Source organism: Pseudomonas sp. GW823-FHT02C05 (assembly GCF_058797595.1).
Genome location: NZ_JBXAJU010000005.1, coordinates 681,277 through 701,231, shown reverse-complemented (window position 1 = coordinate 701,231; position 19,955 = coordinate 681,277). Strand labels below are relative to the sequence as shown.

Annotated in this window: 17 protein-coding genes and 1 pseudogene; 14 read left to right on the top strand and 4 right to left on the bottom strand. The window is 63.5% G+C overall.

Going from position 1 to position 19,955, the window contains the following annotated elements:
- Positions 1–166: 166 nt before the first annotated feature.
- Complete coding sequence (locus AC1RGE_RS28325; protein ID WP_210672519.1) at positions 167–1,660, bottom strand: CoA-acylating methylmalonate-semialdehyde dehydrogenase; 1,494 nt, start codon at positions 1,658–1,660, stop codon at positions 167–169.
- A gap of 73 nt (positions 1,661–1,733) precedes the next feature.
- Positions 1,734–3,083: an omega-aminotransferase AptA gene (aptA, locus tag AC1RGE_RS28320; protein ID WP_492585422.1), complete on the bottom strand. Its 1,350-nt coding sequence runs from the start codon at positions 3,081–3,083 to the stop codon at positions 1,734–1,736.
- Between the two features lie 125 nt (positions 3,084–3,208).
- Here aptA and AC1RGE_RS28315 point away from each other — a divergent pair, with 125 nt between their 5' ends.
- From AC1RGE_RS28315 to AC1RGE_RS28285, 7 genes are all read left to right on the top strand, one after another.
- Positions 3,209–4,129, top strand: coding sequence for a LysR family transcriptional regulator (locus AC1RGE_RS28315; protein ID WP_011059101.1), 921 nt, complete (start codon positions 3,209–3,211; stop codon positions 4,127–4,129).
- 130 nt (positions 4,130–4,259) lie between these two features.
- A complete protein-coding gene (locus tag AC1RGE_RS28310) occupies positions 4,260–5,654 on the top strand; it encodes a uracil-xanthine permease family protein (protein ID WP_315869212.1) in 1,395 nt (464 codons plus the stop codon).
- A gap of 87 nt (positions 5,655–5,741) precedes the next feature.
- A complete protein-coding gene (locus tag AC1RGE_RS28305) occupies positions 5,742–6,410 on the top strand; it encodes a TetR/AcrR family transcriptional regulator (protein WP_346625287.1) in 669 nt (222 codons plus the stop codon).
- A 5-nt stretch (positions 6,411–6,415) separates the two neighbouring features.
- A complete protein-coding gene (locus AC1RGE_RS28300; RefSeq protein WP_492585420.1) occupies positions 6,416–6,997 on the top strand; it encodes an IMPACT family protein in 582 nt (193 codons plus the stop codon).
- A gap of 533 nt (positions 6,998–7,530) precedes the next feature.
- Entirely contained in the window at positions 7,531–9,096 is a 1,566-nt protein-coding gene (locus tag AC1RGE_RS28295; RefSeq protein WP_492585418.1) for an ABC transporter ATP-binding protein, read from the top strand.
- Between the two features lie 11 nt (positions 9,097–9,107).
- Entirely contained in the window at positions 9,108–10,214 is a 1,107-nt protein-coding gene (locus tag AC1RGE_RS28290; protein WP_258611443.1) for an ABC transporter permease, read from the top strand.
- Positions 10,214–11,140, top strand: coding sequence for an ABC transporter permease (locus AC1RGE_RS28285; protein ID WP_492585416.1), 927 nt, complete (start codon positions 10,214–10,216; stop codon positions 11,138–11,140). Before AC1RGE_RS28290 ends, AC1RGE_RS28285 begins: the two co-directional genes overlap by 1 nt.
- Here the strand turns inward: AC1RGE_RS28285 and AC1RGE_RS28280 are convergent.
- The gene (locus AC1RGE_RS28280; RefSeq protein WP_041774057.1) at positions 11,137–11,568 is read right to left on the bottom strand and encodes a hypothetical protein; all 432 of its coding nucleotides are present in this window, start codon (positions 11,566–11,568) and stop codon (positions 11,137–11,139) included. The genes AC1RGE_RS28285 and AC1RGE_RS28280 overlap by 4 nt on opposite strands.
- Positions 11,569–11,678: 110 nt before the next feature.
- On the opposite strand from AC1RGE_RS28280, the pseudogene AC1RGE_RS28275 reads away from it, so the two are divergent.
- From AC1RGE_RS28275 to AC1RGE_RS28260, 4 genes and pseudogenes are all read left to right on the top strand, one after another.
- Positions 11,679–11,852: pseudogene (locus AC1RGE_RS28275) on the top strand (MerR family transcriptional regulator); the annotation flags it as partial.
- A 25-nt stretch (positions 11,853–11,877) separates the two neighbouring features.
- A complete protein-coding gene (locus AC1RGE_RS28270; RefSeq protein ID WP_011059094.1) occupies positions 11,878–12,561 on the top strand; it encodes an SDR family oxidoreductase in 684 nt (227 codons plus the stop codon).
- 192 nt (positions 12,562–12,753) lie between these two features.
- Entirely contained in the window at positions 12,754–14,112 is a 1,359-nt protein-coding gene (locus AC1RGE_RS28265; protein ID WP_019092792.1) for an 8-oxoguanine deaminase, read from the top strand.
- 199 nt (positions 14,113–14,311) lie between these two features.
- Complete coding sequence (locus AC1RGE_RS28260; protein ID WP_019095709.1) at positions 14,312–15,232, top strand: formylglycine-generating enzyme family protein; 921 nt, start codon at positions 14,312–14,314, stop codon at positions 15,230–15,232.
- Here the strand turns inward: AC1RGE_RS28260 and AC1RGE_RS28255 are convergent.
- A complete protein-coding gene (locus AC1RGE_RS28255) occupies positions 15,229–16,317 on the bottom strand; it encodes a calcium:cation antiporter (protein ID WP_492585414.1) in 1,089 nt (362 codons plus the stop codon). The genes AC1RGE_RS28260 and AC1RGE_RS28255 overlap by 4 nt on opposite strands.
- Before the next feature lie 324 nt (positions 16,318–16,641).
- On the opposite strand from AC1RGE_RS28255, the gene AC1RGE_RS28250 reads away from it, so the two are divergent.
- The 3 genes from AC1RGE_RS28250 (at position 16,642) to AC1RGE_RS28240 (ending at position 19,888) form a co-directional block, all read left to right on the top strand.
- Positions 16,642–17,724, top strand: coding sequence for a BMP family ABC transporter substrate-binding protein (locus tag AC1RGE_RS28250; protein ID WP_492585412.1), 1,083 nt, complete (start codon positions 16,642–16,644; stop codon positions 17,722–17,724).
- A gap of 65 nt (positions 17,725–17,789) precedes the next feature.
- Positions 17,790–18,755 carry a 2-oxoglutarate and iron-dependent oxygenase domain-containing protein gene (locus tag AC1RGE_RS28245; RefSeq protein WP_015634027.1) on the top strand — a complete coding sequence of 322 codons (966 nt, stop codon included), beginning with the start codon at positions 17,790–17,792 and terminating at the stop codon, positions 18,753–18,755.
- 179 nt (positions 18,756–18,934) lie between these two features.
- On the top strand, positions 18,935–19,888 hold the full coding sequence (locus AC1RGE_RS28240) for an adenosine deaminase (RefSeq protein ID WP_011059088.1): 954 nt from the start codon (positions 18,935–18,937) through the stop codon (positions 19,886–19,888).
- Positions 19,889–19,955 lie beyond the last annotated feature (67 nt).

Here is a 19,955-nt window from a genome sequence, read left to right as displayed (position 1 = left end):
ATTGAATCTCAAGGAGTTTTCCGTTTCGACTGCGCCGGAAGTGGGGCGAATTATAGACCTGTAGAATCTGCCGTCAACAGTTATTTTCATAAATCTGTCATATCGGTCAGAAAAGCCCATAAAAGCAAAGGCCGGCCCCAAGGGGCCGGCCTTTATAGCTTCACTTTTACAGGCTAGGGAAGGCGAACTGCGAGGCTTCGTGGCTGGCGCGTTGCGGCCAGCGCTGGGTGATCGCCTTGCGACGGGTATAGAAACGCACACCATCGGGACCGTAGGCATGCAGGTCACCGAACAATGAACGCTTCCAGCCACCAAAGCTGTGATAGGCCACAGGTACCGGCAGCGGCACGTTGACACCTACCATGCCCACTTCGATCTCGTCGCAGAACAGACGTGCCGCTTCACCGTCACGGGTAAAGATGCAGGTACCGTTGCCGTACTCGTGATCGTTGATCAGTTGCATGGCCTCCTCCAGGCTGTTAACCCGGACGACGCACAGCACCGGCCCGAAGATCTCTTCCTTATAGATGCGCATCTGCGGGGTAACGCGGTCGAACAGGCAGCCACCGAGGAAGAAGCCGTCTTCATGACCGGCCACGCTCAGGCCACGACCGTCCACCACCAGTTGCGCACCTGCGGCCACACCGTCTTCTACATAACCACTGACCTTGTCACGCGCCTGGGCGGTAACCAGCGGCCCCATGTCCAGGCCACAGGAAGTACCGGCACCAATCTTCAGCGCCTTGATCTGTGGCACCAGCTTGGCCACCAGGGCATCGGCCACCTGGTCGCCCACGCACACGGCTACCGAGATCGCCATGCACCGCTCACCGCATGAACCGTAAGCCGCGCCCATCAACGCACTGACGGCGTTATCCAGGTCGGCATCCGGCATCAGCACCGCGTGGTTCTTCGCCCCGCCCAGAGCCTGAACGCGCTTGCCGCGCTTAGTGCCTTCGGCATAGATGTACTCGGCAATTGGCGTCGAACCGACAAAACTCAGCGCCTTGACTTCCGGTGCCTCGATCAGCGCGTCCACCGCAGTTTTGTCACCGTGCACCACGTTCAGCACGCCCTTGGGCAGGCCGGCTTCATGCAGCAACTCGGCAATCAGCAGGGTCGAGCTTGGGTCACGCTCAGAAGGCTTGAGGATGAAGCAGTTGCCACAGGCGATCGCCAGCGGATACATCCACAGCGGCACCATGGCCGGGAAGTTGAACGGGGTAATGCCGGCCACTACGCCCAGCGGCTGGAAGTCGGACCAGGCGTCGATGTTCGGGCCCACGTTACGGCTGTACTCGCCCTTGAGGATTTCCGGCGCGGCGCAGGCGTATTCCACGTTCTCGATACCGCGCTTCAATTCGCCAGCAGCATCTTCCAGGGTCTTGCCGTGCTCTTCACTGATCAGCTTGGCAATACGGGCTTCGTTCTGCTCCAGCAATTGCTTGAAGCGGAACATCACCTGGGCGCGCTTGGCCGGTGGCGTATTGCGCCAGGCCGGGAATGCCGACTTGGCCGAGTCGATGGCTTGCTGGATGGTTTCACGGCTGGCCAGCGGCACTTTATGGATCGCCTGACCGGTGGACGGGTTGAATACGTCGGCGCTGCGACCGTTGTCGCTTACCAGCTCACCGTGGATCAGGTGTTGAATCAGACTCATGCGGGGACTCCTGAAAGAGGGAAAGCGCAGGCGCGAAAGACTTCGCGCCCGCTTCTATATAAGAAGGATCGAATCAGTCGAGCTTGCTCAGCACTTCGCCAACCGCGTCGAACAGGCGATCGAGGTCCTGCGGCTTGCTGTTGAAGGTTGGGCCGAACTGCAGGGTGTCGCCGCCGAAGCGCACATAGAAGCCAGCTTTCCACAACGCCATGCCAGCCTCGAACGGACGCACGATGGCATCGCCATCACGGGGGGCAATCTGGATCGCGCCAGCCAGGCCGAAGTTACGGATGTCGATCACGTTCTTCGTGCCCTTGATGCCGTGCAGTGCATTCTCGAAATGCGGGGCAACCTCGGCCACGCTCTGCACCAGGTTTTCCTTCTGCAGCAGGTCCAGTGCCGCCAGGCCCGCAGCGCACGCCACCGGGTGCGCCGAGTAGGTGTAGCCGTGGGGGAATTCCACCGCGTACTCGGGTGTCGCCTGGTTCATGAAGGTCTGATAGATCTCGGAGCTGGCAATCACCGCGCCCATGGGGATCGCGCCGTTGGTGACCTGCTTGGCCACGCACATCAGATCCGGCGTCACGCCGAAGCTGTCAGCGCCGAACATGGCACCGGTACGGCCGAAGCCGGTGATCACTTCGTCGAACACCAGCAGGATGTTGTGCTGGTCGCAGATTTCCCGCAGGCGCTTGAGGTAACCCTGTGGCGGCACCAGCACACCAGCGGAGCCGGCCAGAGGCTCGACGAAGACCGCGGCAATGTTGGAAGCGTCATGCAGTTCGATCAGTTTCAGCAGCTCATCGGCCAGAGCGATACCGCCCTGCTCCGGCATGCCACGGGAATAAGCGTTGCTGGCCAGCAGGGTATGGGGCAGGTGATCGACATCCATCATCGCCTGGCCGAACAACTTGCGGTTGCCGTTGACGCCACCGAGGCTGGTGCCGGCGATATTCACCCCGTGGTAGCCACGGGCACGGCCGATCATCTTGGTCTTGGTCGACTGGCCTTTCAGGCGCCAGTAGGCGCGCACCATCTTCACTGCGGTATCGGCGCATTCGGAGCCGGAGTCAGTGAAGAACACGTGGTTCAGGTTGCCCGGGGTCAGGTCGGTGATCTTCTCGGCCAGCTGGAACGACAGCGGGTGGCCGTATTGGAAGCCTGGGGAATAGTCCAGGGAGCCCAACTGCTTGGCGACCGCTTCCTGGATCTCCTTGCGCGAGTGACCGGCACCGCAGGTCCACAGACCGGACAGCGAGTCATAGATCTTGCGGCCCTTGTCGTCCACCAGCCAGCTGCCTTCGGCGCCGACGATCAGGCGCGGGTCGCGCTGGAAGTTGCGGTTGGCGGTGTAGGGCATCCAGTGAGCGTCGAGCTTGAGCTGGCTGGCCAGGGACTGAGGGGCGGTTTCCGGCATGTTCATGAGCAAAACCTCGCAAGGCAATGAAGCGGCGTAGGAATGAAAAGCGTTGTTGCAGCTAAGTTGCCACGGCTATAAAGTCGGTGAAATCCAACTTTAATAACCTTCAGTCTGGCATCCACTAAACTATGAGCAGCCGTCGAGCCGACCCGCTGGCGCAAGTCAGCGACTTTGATATCCGCCTGCTGCGGATCTTTCGCAGCGTGGTGGAGTGCGGTGGTTTCTCCGCCGCGGAAACCGTGCTCGGCATCGGCCGCTCGGCCATCAGCCAGCAGATGAGCGACCTGGAACAACGGGTCGGCCTGCGCCTGTGCCAGCGCGGGCGCGCCGGGTTCTCCCTGACCGAGGAGGGCCGCGAGGTCTATCAGTCGACCCTGCAACTGCTCAGTGCCCTGGAAAGCTTCCGTACCGAGGTCAACGGCCTGCACCGCCACCTGCGCGGCGAATTGATCATCGGCCTCACCGACAACTTGGTGACCCTGCCCCACATGCGCATCACCCACGCCCTGGCGCAATTGAAGGAGCGTGGCCCGGACGTGCAGATCCAGATCCGCATGATCGCCCCCAACGAAGTCGAGCAAGGGGTGCTCGACGGCCGCCTGCATGTCGGCGTGGTGCCCCAGGCCAGTGCCCTGCCCGGCCTGGAATACCAGCCGCTGTATGACGAACGCTCGCTGCTGTACTGCGCAGTGGGCCACCCGCTGTTCTATGTGGATGACCGGCAACTGGACGACCAGCGCCTCAACGACCAGGACGCCATCGCCCCGACCTTTCGCCTGCCGGCCGAGATCCAGGCCCACTACCAGGCGCTGAATTGCACCGCCAGCGCATCCGACCGGGAAGGCATGGCCTTCCTGATTCTCACCGGCCGCTACATCGGCTACCTGCCGGACCACTACGCCAGCCTCTGGGTGCAGCAGGGCCGGTTGCGTGCCCTCAAGCCCAAGTCACGCTTCTACGACCTGAGCCTGGCATCGGTCACGCGCAAGGGTCGGCGCCCTCATTTGGTGCTCGAAAGCTTTCTGGAGAGCCTGGCGGCAACCCGCTAGAGCGTCTCCACTCACCAGCAAGGCCCGGTATTCAAAGGCCCGCACCGCAAAACAGAAAAAATAACCTGAGCACCTGGACAGCTTTTTGCAAAGACCTCGGCACCTTGAACCCTAGCCCGAGCTCCACGCCATGCAGCCAGATGCTTCCCGCCCCAGCGAACTGATCTACGGCCTCGACGACCGCCCGCAACCGCTGCCCGCGCTGCTGGCGGCCTTGCAGCATGTGCTGGCCAGCTTTGTCGGCATCATCACCCCACCACTGGTGATTGGTTCGGCCCTGGGCCTTTCGGCGTACCTGCCGTACCTGATCAGCATGGCGCTGATGGTCTCCGGGGTCGGCACCTTTATCCAGGCCCGGCGCCCCTGGGGCATCGGGGCCGGCATGATCTGCCTGCAAGGCACCAGCTTCGCCTTCCTCGGCGCCGTACTGTCGGCGGGGTTCCTGGTCAAGCAACGGGGCGGCAGCCCGGAAGACATCCTGGCGATGATCTTCGGCGTGTGTTTCTTCGGCGCGCTGGTGCAGATCGTCCTTAGCCGCTTTATCGGGCGACTGCGCCGGGTGATCACCCCGTTGGTGACCGGCATCGTCATTACCCTGATCGGCATCAGCCTGATCAAGGTCGGCATCACCGACCTGGGCGGCGGCTTCAATGCCGCGGACTTCGGCGCCCCGGGCAATCTCGGCCTGGGCCTGCTGGTGCTGCTGACCATCATTCTGCTCAACCGCAGCAACACCCCGTGGGTGCGCCTCAGCGCCATCATCATCGGCCTGGCCCTGGGCAGCCTGGCGGCCTGGTTCAGCGGCAAGCTGGTGCCCCAGCCGCTGCCGGACCTGCCGTTGATCAGCCTGCCCCTGCCCTTCAGGTACGGCTTCAGTTTCGACTGGAGCGCCTTTATCCCCGTAGCCCTGATCTACCTGATCAGCACCCTGGAAACCGTGGGAGATCTGACCGCCAACTGCATGCTGGCGCGCCAGCCCATAAGCGGCCCTTCCTATATAAGCCGGCTCAAGGGCGGGGTCCTGGGGGACGGCGTCAGTTGCATGATCGCCGCCACCTTCAGCGCCTTCCCCAACACCACCTTCGCCCAGAACAACGGGGTGATTCAGTTGACCGGTGTGGCCAGCCGCTTCGTCGGCCTGTACATCGGCCTGATCCTGTTCTGCCTGGGCCTGTTCCCGCTGATCGGCGCGCTGCTGCAACAGATCCCCAAGCCGGTACTCGGCGGTGCCACCCTGGTGATGTTTGGCAGCGTCGCCGCAGCCGGGGTACGGATCCTCGCCCAGGCCCCGCTGGACCGGCGCAGCATGCTGATCATCGCCACTTCGTTCGGCGTCGGCCTGGGCATCGCCGCGCAACCGAACCTGCTGCACCTGCTGCCCAAGGTGGTGCAGAACCTGTTCGATTCGGCGATCACCAGCGGCGGCCTCACCGCCTTGCTGATGAGCCTGCTATTGCCGGAAAGCAAGGGCGCGGCGAATGACGCAAATCCGATTCCGGAAAACGACACCCTAAAGGCCCACTGAGGCTTTTGTAGCGCCAAGGCTTGTCTGATCCACGTGGGTGCGCTATCAACGCACAGGTTGCACCCACAGACTTGCTCGGAAACCTCCATGACCTTTGAAGTCCCCGCCCACAGCGCTCCTCACCCCGGCAAACCCGCCAGCCGCATTCGGCAGAAGAATGAAGAGGCCATCCTCCAGGCCGCCGAGGACGAGTTCGCCCGTCACGGTTTCAAAGGCACCAGCATGAACACCATCGCGCAGAAGGCCGGCCTGCCCAAAGCCAACCTGCACTACTACTTCACCAACAAGCTGGGGCTGTACATCGCGGTGCTGAGCAACATCCTCGAACTCTGGGACAGCACCTTCAACACCCTCACCGCCGAAGATGATCCGGCCGAAGCCCTGACCCGCTACATCCGCGCCAAGATGGAATTCTCCCGCCGCCAGCCGCAAGCCTCGCGGATCTTCGCCATGGAGATCATCAGCGGTGGCGAGTGCCTGAGCGAGTATTTCAGCCAGGACTACCGCGCCTGGTTCCAGGGCCGCGCCGCGGTGTTCCAGGCCTGGATCGACGCCGGCAAGATGGACCCGGTAGACCCGGTGCACCTGATCTTCCTGCTGTGGGGCAGCACCCAGCACTATGCCGATTTCGCCACCCAGATCTGCCGCGTCACCGGGCGCACCCGGCTGACCAAGCAGGACATGGAAGAAGCCGGCAACAACCTGATCCGCATCATCCTCAAAGGCTGTGGCCTGACACCTGCACTGAAAGACTGACCCCCATGCCCTTTACCCTGGCCGGCCTTTGCGAATACCGCGAGGAAATTCGCAAAAGCCGCTTCATCACCTTTGCCGCGCCCATCAGCAGCGCGGCCGAGGCCCAAGCCTTCATCCAGCAGTACAGCGACCTCAACGCTTCGCATAACTGCTGGGCGTGGAAACTCGCCGACCAGTACCGCAGCAACGACGACGGTGAACCCGGCGGCACCGCCGGGCGACCGATCCTCGCGGCCATCGAGGCCCAGGACTGCGACCAGGTGGCGGTGCTGGTGATCCGCTGGTACGGCGGCATCCAGCTGGGCACCGGCGGCCTGGCCCGAGCCTATGGCGGCGGCGCCAACAAGTGCATGCAAGGCGCCGAGCGCATCGCCCTGGTCAACCGCGTACCGCTGCGTTGCGCCTGCAGCTTCAGCGAGCTGGCACTGGTCAAGCTGCGGGTTGCCGAACTGGGTGGGCTGCTGGTCCAGGAAGACTTCACCGCCAACGGCGTAGAGCTGCAACTGGCCCTGGGCGAAGAGCAGATCAATACCCTGCAGCAACAGCTGGCGGACCTCAGCCGCGGGCGCATCCTTTTGCAGCGCTGAAGGCACCAACCCGGCCCGGACCACCTTGTGCATAACCCGCAAGGGCCCCGGGCACTTGCCCACATCTACTGTGCACCCGACTGTGGATAAGCTGAGCACATAGCGCTGTAACCCTTCTGCAACGTGGCTTTGCGGGCTTTGTTCATTTTTTGTCCAAAGCCTCCCCAGGAAGCTTTTTTCCACAGCGAAACAGCAACTTAAGCCCGTTTATCGCAGTTCACGGGCAAGCCAGTGGTGCTGATGCCCAAGCGCCGCTCTTGCACACAATTACTGTGGAGCAAGCTGTGGATAACCCGTGCAAGGCTGCTCCAGCCCCTGATTGCGCAGGGTCTGCAGGCAACTGATCATTTTCTGCGCAACGGCCTGGGGGCAAAAACAGCGCCTTTTCAAACACCTTGCCCCGAAGTGGTGCCAGGACCCTGGTCCTGTCAGCCAGGCAGGATGCCGCCCGGGAGCGCTTCACCGGCTTTCCTGACCCACTGGCCAGGAAATTGCTTTATCCACAGGCACAACTCCCAGAAGCCGAGCCTGTCATGTCCAATCACCCTGCACCCAGCAGCCAGGCACCACGCCTGCAACTGCGCCGGATCAGCAAACGCTATCCCGGCTGCCTGGCCAACGACGCCATCGACCTGAACATCGCTGCGGGTGAAATCCATGCGTTGCTGGGCGAAAACGGCGCCGGCAAAAGCACCTTGATGAAGATCATCTACGGGGTGGTCCAGGCCGATTCGGGGGAGCTGCTCTGGCAAGGACGACGCCAGCTCATCGACAACCCGGCCCAGGCACGCAGCCTGGGGATCGGCATGGTGTTCCAGCATTTCTCGCTGTTCGAAACCCTCAGCGTGGCGCAGAACATTGCCCTGGCCATGGGCGCCGGCGCCGGTACGCCGAGCCAGCTGGAAGGCAGAATCCGCGAGGTTTCCCAGCGTTACGGCATGGCCCTCGAACCCCAGCGCCTGGTGCACAGCCTGTCCATCGGCGAACGCCAGCGGGTGGAAATCGTCCGCTGCCTGATGCAAGACATCCGCCTGCTGATCCTCGACGAGCCGACCTCGGTCCTGACCCCGCAGGAGGCCGACGACCTGTTCGTCACCCTGCGCCGGCTGGCCGACGAAGGCTGCAGCATCCTGTTCATCAGCCACAAGCTCGCCGAGGTGCGCGCCCTGTGCCACAGCGCCACGGTGCTGCGCGCGGGCCGGGTGGCCGGGCACTGCAGGCCGGCGCAGTGCTCGGATCGCGAGCTGGCGCGGCTGATGGTGGGGGACGCGGCGGCGATGATCACCGACTACCCGAAAGCCCGCGGCACGAACGACTTCCTGCGCCTGGACAACCTCAGCTGGGACAACCCCGATCCTTTCGGCTGCTCACTGAAGAACATCGACCTGCGCCTGCGCAGCGGCGAGATCGTCGGCATCGCCGGAGTCGCCGGCAATGGCCAGGACGAACTGCTGGCCCTGCTCAGCGGTGAACAGCGCCTGCCCCGCGGCGAAGCCGAACGTATCTGTTTCGCCGGCCAGGGCGTGGCTCATCTGTATCCCGACGCCCGACGCCAGCGCGGCCTGGCTTTCGTTCCCGCCGAACGCCTGGGCCACGGCGCGGTGCCGGACCTGAGCCTGGAGGACAACGCCCTGCTCAGCGCCTTTCAACAGGGCCTGGTGCGCCACGGGCTGATCCAGCGACGCAAAGTGCGGGAACTGGCCGAGCGCATCATCCAGCGTTTCGGGGTCAAGAGCGCCGGTTCCCAGAGCCCGGCCCGCAGCCTGTCCGGCGGCAACCTGCAGAAATTCATCCTGGGCCGCGAGATTCTCCAGCAGCCTCGCCTGCTGATCGCCGCGCACCCGACCTGGGGCGTGGATGTAGGGGCCGCCGCCACTATCCACCGGGCACTGATCGCCTTGCGCGATGCCGGCGCGGCGATCCTGGTGATCTCCGAAGACCTGGACGAGCTGTTCCAGATCAGCGACCGCCTCGCTGCCCTGTGCGCTGGACGCCTTTCGCCCCTCAAGGCCTGCGCCGACACCTCGCTGGTGGAGGTTGGCGGCTGGATGGCCGGCCACGCCGATTCCCTGAACTCACCCGCTGCCCTGGCAATTTAACGGAGCTGTCCATGCTGCTTTCACTCGAACCCCGTGGCCGCCAGTCGCGGCTGATGCTCTGGTGCTCGCCACTGCTGGCGGCGCTGCTGACCCTGGGCTGCGGTTCCCTGCTGTTCATGGCCCTGGGGCATGACCCCTGGCTGACCTTGCACACCCTGCTGATCGCCCCGGTCAGCGACTTGTATGGCGTGTCCGAACTGCTGGTCAAGGCGCTACCTATCCTGCTCTGTGCCCTGGGCCTGGCGGTGGCCTACCAGGCGCGGGTGTGGAACATCGGCGCCGAGGGCCAATTGCTGCTCGGGGCCCTGGTCGGTAGCGCCCTGGCGGTCAATCTCATCGAACTGCAAAGCCGCTGGGCGCTGGTGCTGATCCTGCTTGCCGGAACCCTGGCCGGGGCCGCCTGGGCCGGGCTCACCGCCTGGTTGCGCACCCGCTTCAACGCCAATGAAATCCTCACCAGCATCATGCTCAACTACATCGCCCTGAACCTGTTGCTGTACTGCGTGCATGGCCCGTTGAAAGACCCCGCCGGGTTCAACTTTCCCGAGTCGGCGATGTTCGGCGACGCCAGCCGCCTGCCGCTGCTGATGGAAGACGGCCGGGTCCACGCCGGGGTGTACTTCGCCCTGCTGGCCCTGGTGGCGGTCTGGGTGCTGCTGCAGAAAAGCTTTGTCGGCTTCCAGATCAGGGTGCTCGGCCTGGACCAGCGTGCCGCCGGCTTCGTCGGCTTTCGCCAGAAGCGACTGGTCTGGCTGGCGCTGTTGACCAGCGGTGCGCTGGCAGGGCTGGCCGGGGTCTGCGAAGTCGCCGGCCCCATCGGCCAACTGGTGCCCCAGGTGTCTCCCGGCTACGGCTACGCGGCCATTACCGTGGCTTTTCTCGGCCGCCTGAACCCCATCGGCATTGTGTTTTCCAGCCTGCTGATGGCGTTGCTGTACATCGGTGGCGAGAGCGCGCAGATGAGCCTCAACCTGCCCCAGGCCATCACCCAGCTGTTCCAGGGAATGATGCTGTTCTTCCTCCTGGCCAGCGACGTGCTGATTCTCTATCGCCCGCGCCTGAACCTGCGTTGGATGCGCCGCAACGCCAGCGCCACTGCTACCGCCGGAGCCCTGTGATGGATATCGATCTGCTGAGCAATATTCTCTACGCCATGGTCCGCTGCGGCACCCCCCTGCTGCTGGTGGCCCTGGGGGAACTGATCTGTGAAAAGAGCGGCGTCCTCAACCTGGGGCAGGAAGGCATGATGCTGTTCGGCGCGGTGATAGGTTTTATCGTCGCCCTCAACAGCGGCCATTTGTGGCTCGGGGTGCTGCTGGCGATGGCCGCCGGAATGCTGCTGGCGGCGCTGTTCGCCCTGGTGGCCCTGGTGTTCACCGCCAACCAGGTGGCTACCGGGCTGGCGCTGACGATCTTCGGGGTCGGCCTGTCGAGCTTTGTCGGCGCGGCCTGGGTCGGCAAGCCCCTGGCCGGCTTCGAACCGCTGGCGCTGCCGCTGCTGAGCGAGATCCCGCTGATCGGCCGCATGCTGTTCGCCCAGGATTTGCTGGTGTACCTGTCCTTCACCCTGTTCGCCCTGGTGGCCTGGGTGGTGCTCAAAAGCCGGGTCGGCCTGATCATCCAGGCTGTCGGCGAGAACCCCGACGCCGCCAGCGCCATGGGGCTTCCGGTGCTGCGGGTGCGCACGCTCGCGGTGCTGTTCGGCGGCGCCATGGCGGGGTTGGCCGGGGCCTACCTGTCCCTGGCCTACACCCCGATGTGGGCCGAGAACATGAGCGCCGGACGCGGCTGGATCGCCCTGGCGCTGGTGGTATTCGCCAGTTGGCGGGTGTGGCGGCTGCTGCTCGGCGCCTACCTGTTCGGCCTGGCGAGCATCCTGCACCTGGTGGCCCAGGGCCTGGGCCTGGCGATTCCTTCCAACCTGCTGGCGATGCTGCCCTATGCCGCGACCATCCTGGTGCTGGTGCTGCTATCCCGGGATGCCTTGCGCACCCGGCTATATGCACCGGTGTCCCTCGGCCAGCCGTGGCAGGCGGGGCACTAAATGACCGCCACGGCCCCCGCAGGCACCGGCTTGCCGGAGAAGTCTTTCACCGGCCACAACTGCGCCACGCACCAGGCAAGCTCGAAAAACAGAATCACCCCGATCAACGCCGTAGCGCCGTGCATCAAGGCATACACCTGCCAGGTGGCAAACAGGATGCGCCCCACTGCGTCATAACGACCAAACGCCTGCTGCGGATCACGAATCCGCAGCACCGACCACACACAGATAATCGAGCCCATCAGGTTGGCCATCAGCAGGTGCATCGGCTCGAACGGCGGCAGGCTCCCCGGCAGGTGCAGGGCCCAGCCCTGCATCAGCCCGTGCAAAGCCATGAAACTCCAGGGGGTGACGAAGGCCAACGTCACCAGCAAGTCGTACCAGCCGCTGGCCCGGACCAATGTTCGATACTGTTCGCTCGTCCACATAAATGCTGCTCCATAGATTCAAGGAGCGCGCAGGCTAAAGCCTCGAGTATGCTCCAGGGTCAAGCCCTTTCAAGGCCCGCACATGCGCACTGGAGAACAGGCCGAAGCCTGGGCGGAATGGCAGCAGTGTCGGCGCTCTGTGGCAGAGTGCCGATACGGTTCAGGCCGTAACCCGGCTGCTGCAAGACAAACTGACCCTGATCGAAACCCGCATCACTGAATTGGGCCACTTGCGCCAGGAGCTGCAACAACGGCTCGGGCAAGCCTGTCCATTGAATCCGTGATCCTCACTTATCAAGGAACCTCATCATGTCCACGGCAAAAACCGCACTGATCATCGGCGCCTCCCGGGGCCTGGGCCTCGGCCTGGTCCAGCGCCTGCTGGAAGACGGCTGGCAGGTCACCGCCACCGTGCGCAACCCGCACAAGGCCGAGGCACTGCAAGCCCTGGGCAAGGTGCAGATCGAGCAACTGGACATGGACGATCAGCAAGCGGTGATCGCCCTGAGCCAGAAGCTCAAGGACCAGGTGTTCGACCTGCTGTTCGTCAACGCCGGGGTCAAGGGCCCGGACAACCAGCTGCCGGGGCAGGCGACCCTGGCCGAAGTCGGCCAGTTGTTCTTCACCAACGCGGTGGCGCCGATCAACCTGGCCCAGCGCTTTGTCGGGCAGATCCGCAAGGACAGCGGCGTGCTGGCGTTCATGAGTTCGGTGCTGGGCAGCGTGACCATGCCCGACGCGCCGGAGCTGGCCCTGTACAAGGCCAGCAAGGCCGCGCTGAACTCCATGACCAACAGCTTCGTGACCCAGTTGGGGCAGAAGCTCACCGTGCTTTCGCTGCACCCGGGCTGGGTGAAGACCGACATGGGCGGCGAAGGCGCCGATATCGATGTGCAGACCAGCACCCGCGGGCTGATCGCCCAGGTCAATGCCTACACCGGCAAGGGCGGTCATCACTTCGTCAACTACAAAGGCGAAACCATCCCCTGGTAAGGCCGCGGCTGCCCCGGGCAGCCCTTGCACAGGCCAGCGAAGGCTCTGGAACGGGGGGCAAAATGCAAGTTTTGTCCCCCGGCAAATCTTTCGCTAGACTGCGCACCTCGCCCCTTGCGGCGACCCTGGATCAGCAGACAGGGCATCACTGAGCTGGCTAACCTGAACCCACTTTCAGAGGAGCCGGCAACCATGCCTGCGACCCGTACCTGGTTAAAAAATCCCCTGGCCATCTTCACCGGCAATGCCCTCGACGCCCGTGGCGGCCTGGTGCTGCAAGACGGCCTGATCGTTGAAGTGCTGGGCCTCGGCCAGCAACCTGCAAGCCCCTGCCAGCAGGTCTTCGATGCCCGCGAGCACGTGCTGCTGCCGGGCCTGATCAACACCCACCATCACTTCTATCAAACCCTGACCCGCGCCTGGGCGCCGGTGGTCAACCAGCCGCTGTTTCCCTGGCTCAAGACCCTGTACCCGGTCTGGGCCCGGCTGACCCCGGAAAAACTCGCCCTGGCGACCAAAGTGGCACTGGCCGAACTGCTGCTCTCCGGCTGCACCACCGCCGCCGACCATCACTATCTGTTCCCGGACGGCCTGGAAAACGCCATCGACGTGCAAGTCGAAACCGTGCGTGAACTGGGCATGCGCGCCATGCTCACCCGCGGCTCGATGAGCCTTGGCGAAAAGGACGGCGGCCTGCCACCGCAACAGACCGTGCAGGAAGGCCAGGTGATTCTCGACGACAGCCAGCGCCTGATCCAGCAGTACCACGAGCGTGGCGACGGTGCGCAGATCCAGATCGCCCTGGCACCGTGCTCGCCGTTCTCGGTGACCCCGGAAATCATGTCGGCCAGCGCCGAACTGGCCAACGGGCTCGATGTGCGCCTGCACACTCACCTGGCCGAGACCCTCGACGAAGAAGACTTCTGCCTGCAGCGTTTCGGCCTGCGCACGGTGGATTATCTGGACAGCGTCGGCTGGCTCGGTCCGCGTACCTGGCTGGCCCACGGCATCCACTTCAACCCGGATGAGATCGCCCGCCTCGGCCAGGCCGGTACCGGCATCTGCCATTGCCCGAGTTCGAACATGCGCCTGGCGTCCGGCATCTGCCCCAGCATCGAGCTGACCGATGCAGGGGCGCTGTTCGGCTTGGGCGTGGACGGTTCGGCGTCCAATGACGCCTCGAACATGATCCTCGAAGCGCGTCAGGCGCTGTACATCCAGCGCCTGCGTTACGGCGCCGAAAAGATCACCCCGGAGCGTGTACTGGGCTGGGCGACCCAGGGGTCGGCAAGCCTGTTGGGCCGTACCGACATCGGCGAACTGGCGGTAGGCAAGCAGGCAGACCTGGCGTTGTTCAAGCTCGATGAACTGCGTTTCTCGGGTAGCCATGATCCGGTTTCAGCGCTGCTGTTGTGCGCCGCGGATCGAGCGGACCGGGTCATGATTGGCGGCAAGTGGCGGGTGATTGATGGCCAGGTCGAAGGGCTGGATCTGAAAAACCTGATCGCCGATCACAGCCAGGCGGCCCGGCAACTGATCGCCGGCACCTGATCTTTGGCGCCCACGGCGAGGGAGCGTATCCCTCGCCTGTGCGTTGAACGGTATCAGAGGGAGGAAACATGTTAGTTTGCCGCCCTCATCCGAACCGTTATAGGGACATTACGTGAAACAAAAGCACGGACTGGCGCTCTGCGTCGCGCTGCTGATTTCGGGCTGTGGGAAACAGGAGGTTGCAGGCCCCGCCAGCAAAGTGCTGTCACCTGAAAAAGTTGCAGACATTGCTTCGACCATCAGCCGCAGATACCCGGACCTGTCCCCGCAAGTCCGCGATGCGGTGCTCAACACCGTCGTGCGTTCGATGGACAACATGGTGCTGATTGAAGGTGGCGAATTCCAGATGGGGGATTTCGGCTGGCCCCGTGGCTTCGACCCACAGGCCTTGTGCCAATGGCCCTGTGGCGTGGACCCGGCAAACATGGAACGGATCAGCCTCGACATCGATGACGACTTCGTTCACCCGGTCAAGTTGAGCAGCTACTACCTGTCCTCGCTGCAAACCACCTTGGGCGATTTCGATCTGTTCTTCCTGGCGCAAGGCCGGCCGCAATTCGACGCGGCACTGCGCAACCGCGCCGACATGAAACACCTCTACCAGGAAAACCTGCCCGCCCCGGCGTCTCGAAAATGGCAAGAGGCCAAGGATTACTGTGGCTGGCTGGCAGACCTCAGCGGCTATGCCGTGGATCTTCCGACCGAGGCCCAATGGGAATATGCGGCGCGCAACCGTGGCCAGCCGGTGATGTTCGCGACCGACAACGGCAATCTGGACTATGGCCGCAACTTTCCGGCGCCTGACGACAACGAAACCTTCGCCGTGGACAGGTTTGTGCCTAACCCGCTGGGCCTCTACAACCTCACCGGCAATGCCAGTGAATGGGTCAACGACTGGTACGACAAACACTACTACCGCGAATCTCCCGTGGAGAACCCGCAAGGGCCTGAAACAGGCATTTATCGAGCGCAACGGGGCGCCAACAACAAGTTTGCCAACGACCCGACCTTTTCTCCTTCGGCCAGCACCGTCCGCCGTTGGCGTTGGGGCGCACTCGCGGCCTGGAATGCCCCCGGGGTCAGCTTTCGCTGCGCTATCCAGTCGGCGCAACCCCTTTAAAGACCGAGCAGCGACAGCATGATGAAGGTCGCAAACAGCACGAAGTGAGTCATGCCTTCTATGGCATTGGTTTCACCATCGTTGAGGTTGATCGCGCTGACGATCAGGGTGATAAACACCATCACCGTCTGCACCGGAGTCATGGCCATCTGGAAGGGCTGGCCGGTGTACAAGGCCATGGCCTCCATCACCGGCACCGTGAGGATCACCGTCGACAGGGAAGCGCCCAGGGCCACGTTGACCACCGACTGCATGCGGTTGGCCAGGGCGGCGCGCAGGGCGGTCAGGATTTCCGGCGCGGCGGAAATCGCCGCCACCAGGATCGCCGTGATCACCGGCGGTGCGCCCGTGCCTTCCAGGCCCAGGCCCAGGGTCTTGGACATCACCTCGGCCAGGGCGCCGATTACCACCACCCCGAACACCAGGATGCCGATGCTCCAGGCCAGGTTGATGGCATGGGGCTGTTCCTGGGCCTCTTTATTGCGGCGTTTTTCCGGGTAGCTGTAGCTGAAGAAATAGCTGTGCGGCCCGACCTGCATGCGCAGGAACAGGGTATAGAGCACCACCATGGCGCCGATGGTGAAGGCCGAGTAGACCTTCCAGTCGGCCTCGGGGATGAACTCCGGCACCACCATCGACACGCCCATGGCGGTGAGGATCATCACGCTGTAGGTACGCGCCGAGTCGTCGTTGTAGGGCTGCTCGCCATGCTTGATGCCGCCCATCAGTGCGGCCAGGCCGAGGATGCCGTTGATGTCCAGCATCACCGCCGAGTAGATGGTGTCGCGCACCAGGGTCGGCGAGGCTTCGTTGCTCATCATGATCGCCAGGATCACCACTTCCACCAGCACCGCGGCCAGGGTCAGGATCATGGTGCCGTAGGGGTCGCCGACCTTTTCCGCCAGCAGTTCAGCGTGGTGGGCGACGCGCATCGAAGCCATGACGATAAAGCCGATCAGCACCAGCCCGGCGCCCAGGGCGATGCCCTGGCCACTGCCCAGCAACAGATGTTCAAGCGGATAGGCAGCCACGGCGGCCAGCAGCGCAAGCAGTAGAAACTTTTCTTGCTTGAGGGAATTGAGCATTGCAGTCCTTTGACGGGAATAAAAACGAGTACAGGAGATGACTGAAAGACTGCACCAAGTCACTAACGTTTCGTTACATGTTAGTGCACCAGCCCCAGGCGCCGCGCACCGGGTTGGTTCTTGAACAGCCCTTCGCCGGCAAGCGGCCTCCTGCATTCCAGCCCCGTAGGAGCTGGCTTGCCAGCGAAAAGCGCGCCCCAAAGCCCCCGTAGAAACCGCCTCGCCGGCGCAACGGCCATCTTTGTTGTCCTGTTGGTCAGCTATTTGCATTGCCCTCCAGTGCTTGCCGCCCCAGCCCCCCACAACAAGATGGAGCTCCCATTCATGCATACACGCCCGTTGCACAAGTTGCTCTGCACCCTGGCCGCCGCCATCGGCCTGAGTGCCAGCCTTACCGCCAGCGCCGCCGAGCCGCTGAAGGTCGGTTTCGTCTACATCGGCCCCATAGGCGATCACGGCTGGACCTATCAGCATGAACAGGGGCGCAAGGCCCTGGTGGAAAAATTCGGCGACCAGATCAAGACCAACTACGTGGAGAACGTAGCCGAAGGCGCCGACGCCGAGCGGGTGATCCGCAACATGGCCAAGGACAACTACGACCTGATCTTCACCACCTCCTTCGGCTACATGAACCCCACGCTGAAGGTTGCCAGGCAGTTCCCCAAGGTGACCTTCGAACACGCCACCGGCTACAAGCAGGACAAGAACCTCGGCACCTACCTGGCGCGCACCTACGAGGGCCGCTATGTGGGTGGTTTCCTCGCGGCGAAGATGACCAAGAGCAAGAAGATCGGCTACGTCGCCTCCTTCCCCATTCCGGAGGTGATCCGCGACATCAACGCCATCCAGCTGGCCCTGAACAAGTACAACCCGGGCACCGAGATCAAGGTGGTGTGGGTCAACTCCTGGTTCGATCCGGGCAAGGAAGCCGACGCCGCCAATGCCCTGATCGATCAGGGCGTCGACGTGATCTTCCAGCACACCGACAGCCCGGCGCCGATCCAGGCCGCGGAACGGCGTGGCGTGTACGCGGTGGGCTATGCCTCGGACATGGCCCACTTCGGCCCCAAGGCGGTGCTGACCTCCATCGTCAACAACTGGGGCCCGCACTACATCCAGGCCACCCAGGGGGTGATGGACCACAGTTGGAAACCCCAGGACTACTGGGGTGGGCTGAAAGAGGGTACGGTTGAACTGCCCCTCAGCGACCTGCTGCCGGCCCCGGTGAAAACCGAGGCCGAACAGATCATCGCCAGCATCAAGAGCGGCGAGTTCCACCCGTTCACCGGCCCGATCAAGGACCAGGCCGGGGTCGAAAAAATCGCCGCGGGGGTCAGCGCCAGCAGTGCCGAACTGGCCTCGATGAACTACTACGTCGAAGGCCTGAAGACGGACATCCCCAAATAATCTGGCCGTCGCTGTCGGAGCATCCGCCAGCGACGACGGACCGCCAACAGGATGGGAGCACTTTCATGAATCAACTGCCGATCATCGATATCAGCCCGCTGTATCAGGATGAGCAGCAAGGCTGGGACAGTGTCGCCAAGCAGATCGACCGCGCCTGTCGCGAATGGGGCTTCTTCTACATCAAGGGTCACCCGATCAGCGCACAACGCATCGAGCAATTGCTGAGCACGGCCAAGCACTTCTTCGCCCTGCCCAGTGTTGAAAAACTCAAGATCGATATCACCCAGAGCCGTCACCATCGCGGCTACGGCGCCATCGCCACCGAGCAGCTGGACCCAAGCAAGCCCAGCGACCTCAAGGAAACCTTCGACATGGGCCTGCACCTGCCGGCCGAGCACCCGGACGTGCTGGCGGAAAAACCCCTGCGCGGGCCCAACCGCCACCCCGACCTGCCCGGCTGGCAAGCCTTGATGGAGCAGCACTACCAGGACATGCAGGCCCTGGCCCAGACCCTGCTGCGGGCCATGACCCTGGCCCTGGGCATCGAACGCGACTTCTTCGACCGCCGCTTCCAGGACCCGGTGAGCGTGCTGCGGATGATCCACTATCCGCCGCGCCACACCGCCAGCAGCGCAGAGCAGCAAGGCGCCGGCGCCCACACCGACTACGGCTGCATCACCCTGCTCTACCAGGACGCCGCTGGCGGCTTGCAGGTGCGCAACGTCAAGGGCCAGTGGATCGACGCCCCGCCCATCGACGGCAGCTTCGTGGTCAACCTCGGCGACATGATGGCGCGCTGGAGCAACGACCGTTACCTGTCGACCCCGCACCGGGTCATCAGCCCGCTGGGGGTGGACCGCTACTCGATGCCGTTCTTCGCCGAGCCGCACCCGGATACCCGCATCGAATGCCTGCCCGGTTGCCAGGACGCGGAGCACCCGGCCAAGTACCCGGTGACCACCTGCGCCCAATTCCTGCTGTCGCGCTTTGCCGATACCTACGCCTACCGCCGGGAGCTGGAGCAGGCCTGACCGCCCCCCCGGTCAGGTTTTGCCGAACATTTGCGCCGCCAGATGTAGAATGGCGGCTTTTTCGGGCCCGGTGAAAACCTGGCGAAAGCCGCAAGCCACAGCCAGTTCCCCACAGAAGGGCACGGCCCCGGCAGCGCATCACTCTCGCAGCGCCCGCCTGCACCTGATGAGACGACACCATGTATGACTGGCTGAACGCCTTGCCCAAGGCCGAGTTGCACCTGCACCTGGAAGGTTCCCTGGAACCGGAACTGCTGTTCGCCCTGGCCGAACGCAACAAGATCGCCCTGCCCTGGAGCGACGTCGAGACCCTGCGCAAGGCCTACGCCTTCAACAACCTGCAGGAATTCCTCGACCTGTACTACCAGGGCGCCGACGTGCTGCGCACCTCCCAGGACTTCTACGACCTGACCTGGGCCTACCTGCTGCGCTGCAAAGAACAGAACGTGATCCACACCGAACCCTTCTTCGACCCGCAGACCCACACCGACCGTGGCGTGCCGTTCGAAGTGGTGCTCAACGGCATCGCCAGCGCACTCAAAGATGGCGAGCAGCAACTGGGCATCACCAGCGGCCTGATCCTCAGTTTCCTGCGCCACTTGAGCGAAGAAGAGGCGCAGAAGACCCTCGACCAGGCGCTGCCGTTTCGCGATGCATTCGTCGCCGTGGGCCTGGACAGTTCGGAAATGGGCCACCCGCCGAGCAAGTTCCAGCGGGTATTCGACCGCGCGCGCAGCGAAGGCTTCCTGACCGTCGCCCACGCCGGTGAAGAAGGCCCGCCGGAGTACATCTGGGAAGCCCTGGACCTGTTGAAGATCCAGCGCATCGACCACGGTGTACGTGCCTTCGAAGACGAGCGGCTGATGCAGCGGATCATCGACGAGCAGATCCCGCTGACTGTGTGCCCGCTGTCCAACACCAAGCTCTGCGTGTTCGACCACATGTCCCAGCACAACATCCTGCAAATGCTGGAGCGCGGGGTGAAGGTCACGGTCAACTCCGATGACCCGGCCTACTTCGGCGGCTACGTCACCGAGAACTTCCACGCCCTGCACACCGACCTGGGCATGACCCAGGACCAGGCCCGGCGCCTGGCGCAGAACAGCCTGGATGCACGGCTGGTCAAGCCGTAACGGCCTTCGCCGGCCAGCCGGCTCCTACACGAATCTGTAGGAGCCGGCTGGCCGATGAACAGGTCCC

What these genes read in the sequence shown, in the direction of transcription:
- AC1RGE_RS28305 (WP_346625287.1), top strand. Translation starts at nt 5,742, where the DNA reads ATGACCTTTGAAGTCCCCGCCCACAGCGCTCCTCACCCCGGCAAACCC.
- AC1RGE_RS28265 (WP_019092792.1), top strand. Translation starts at nt 12,754, where the DNA reads ATGCCTGCGACCCGTACCTGGTTAAAAAATCCCCTGGCCATCTTCACC.
- AC1RGE_RS28280 (WP_041774057.1), bottom strand. Translation starts at nt 11,568, where the DNA reads ATGTGGACGAGCGAACAGTATCGAACATTGGTCCGGGCCAGCGGCTGG.
- AC1RGE_RS28310 (WP_315869212.1), top strand. Translation starts at nt 4,260, where the DNA reads ATGCAGCCAGATGCTTCCCGCCCCAGCGAACTGATCTACGGCCTCGAC.
- aptA (WP_492585422.1), bottom strand. Translation starts at nt 3,083, where the DNA reads ATGAACATGCCGGAAACCGCCCCTCAGTCCCTGGCCAGCCAGCTCAAG.
- AC1RGE_RS28245 (WP_015634027.1), top strand. Translation starts at nt 17,790, where the DNA reads ATGAATCAACTGCCGATCATCGATATCAGCCCGCTGTATCAGGATGAG.
- AC1RGE_RS28250 (WP_492585412.1), top strand. Translation starts at nt 16,642, where the DNA reads ATGCATACACGCCCGTTGCACAAGTTGCTCTGCACCCTGGCCGCCGCC.
- AC1RGE_RS28240 (WP_011059088.1), top strand. Translation starts at nt 18,935, where the DNA reads ATGTATGACTGGCTGAACGCCTTGCCCAAGGCCGAGTTGCACCTGCAC.
- AC1RGE_RS28270 (WP_011059094.1), top strand. Translation starts at nt 11,878, where the DNA reads ATGTCCACGGCAAAAACCGCACTGATCATCGGCGCCTCCCGGGGCCTG.
- AC1RGE_RS28300 (WP_492585420.1), top strand. Translation starts at nt 6,416, where the DNA reads ATGCCCTTTACCCTGGCCGGCCTTTGCGAATACCGCGAGGAAATTCGC.
- AC1RGE_RS28325 (WP_210672519.1), bottom strand. Translation starts at nt 1,660, where the DNA reads ATGAGTCTGATTCAACACCTGATCCACGGTGAGCTGGTAAGCGACAAC.
- AC1RGE_RS28315 (WP_011059101.1), top strand. Translation starts at nt 3,209, where the DNA reads ATGAGCAGCCGTCGAGCCGACCCGCTGGCGCAAGTCAGCGACTTTGAT.
- AC1RGE_RS28290 (WP_258611443.1), top strand. Translation starts at nt 9,108, where the DNA reads ATGCTGCTTTCACTCGAACCCCGTGGCCGCCAGTCGCGGCTGATGCTC.
- AC1RGE_RS28285 (WP_492585416.1), top strand. Translation starts at nt 10,214, where the DNA reads ATGGATATCGATCTGCTGAGCAATATTCTCTACGCCATGGTCCGCTGC.
- AC1RGE_RS28295 (WP_492585418.1), top strand. Translation starts at nt 7,531, where the DNA reads ATGTCCAATCACCCTGCACCCAGCAGCCAGGCACCACGCCTGCAACTG.
- AC1RGE_RS28255 (WP_492585414.1), bottom strand. Translation starts at nt 16,317, where the DNA reads ATGCTCAATTCCCTCAAGCAAGAAAAGTTTCTACTGCTTGCGCTGCTG.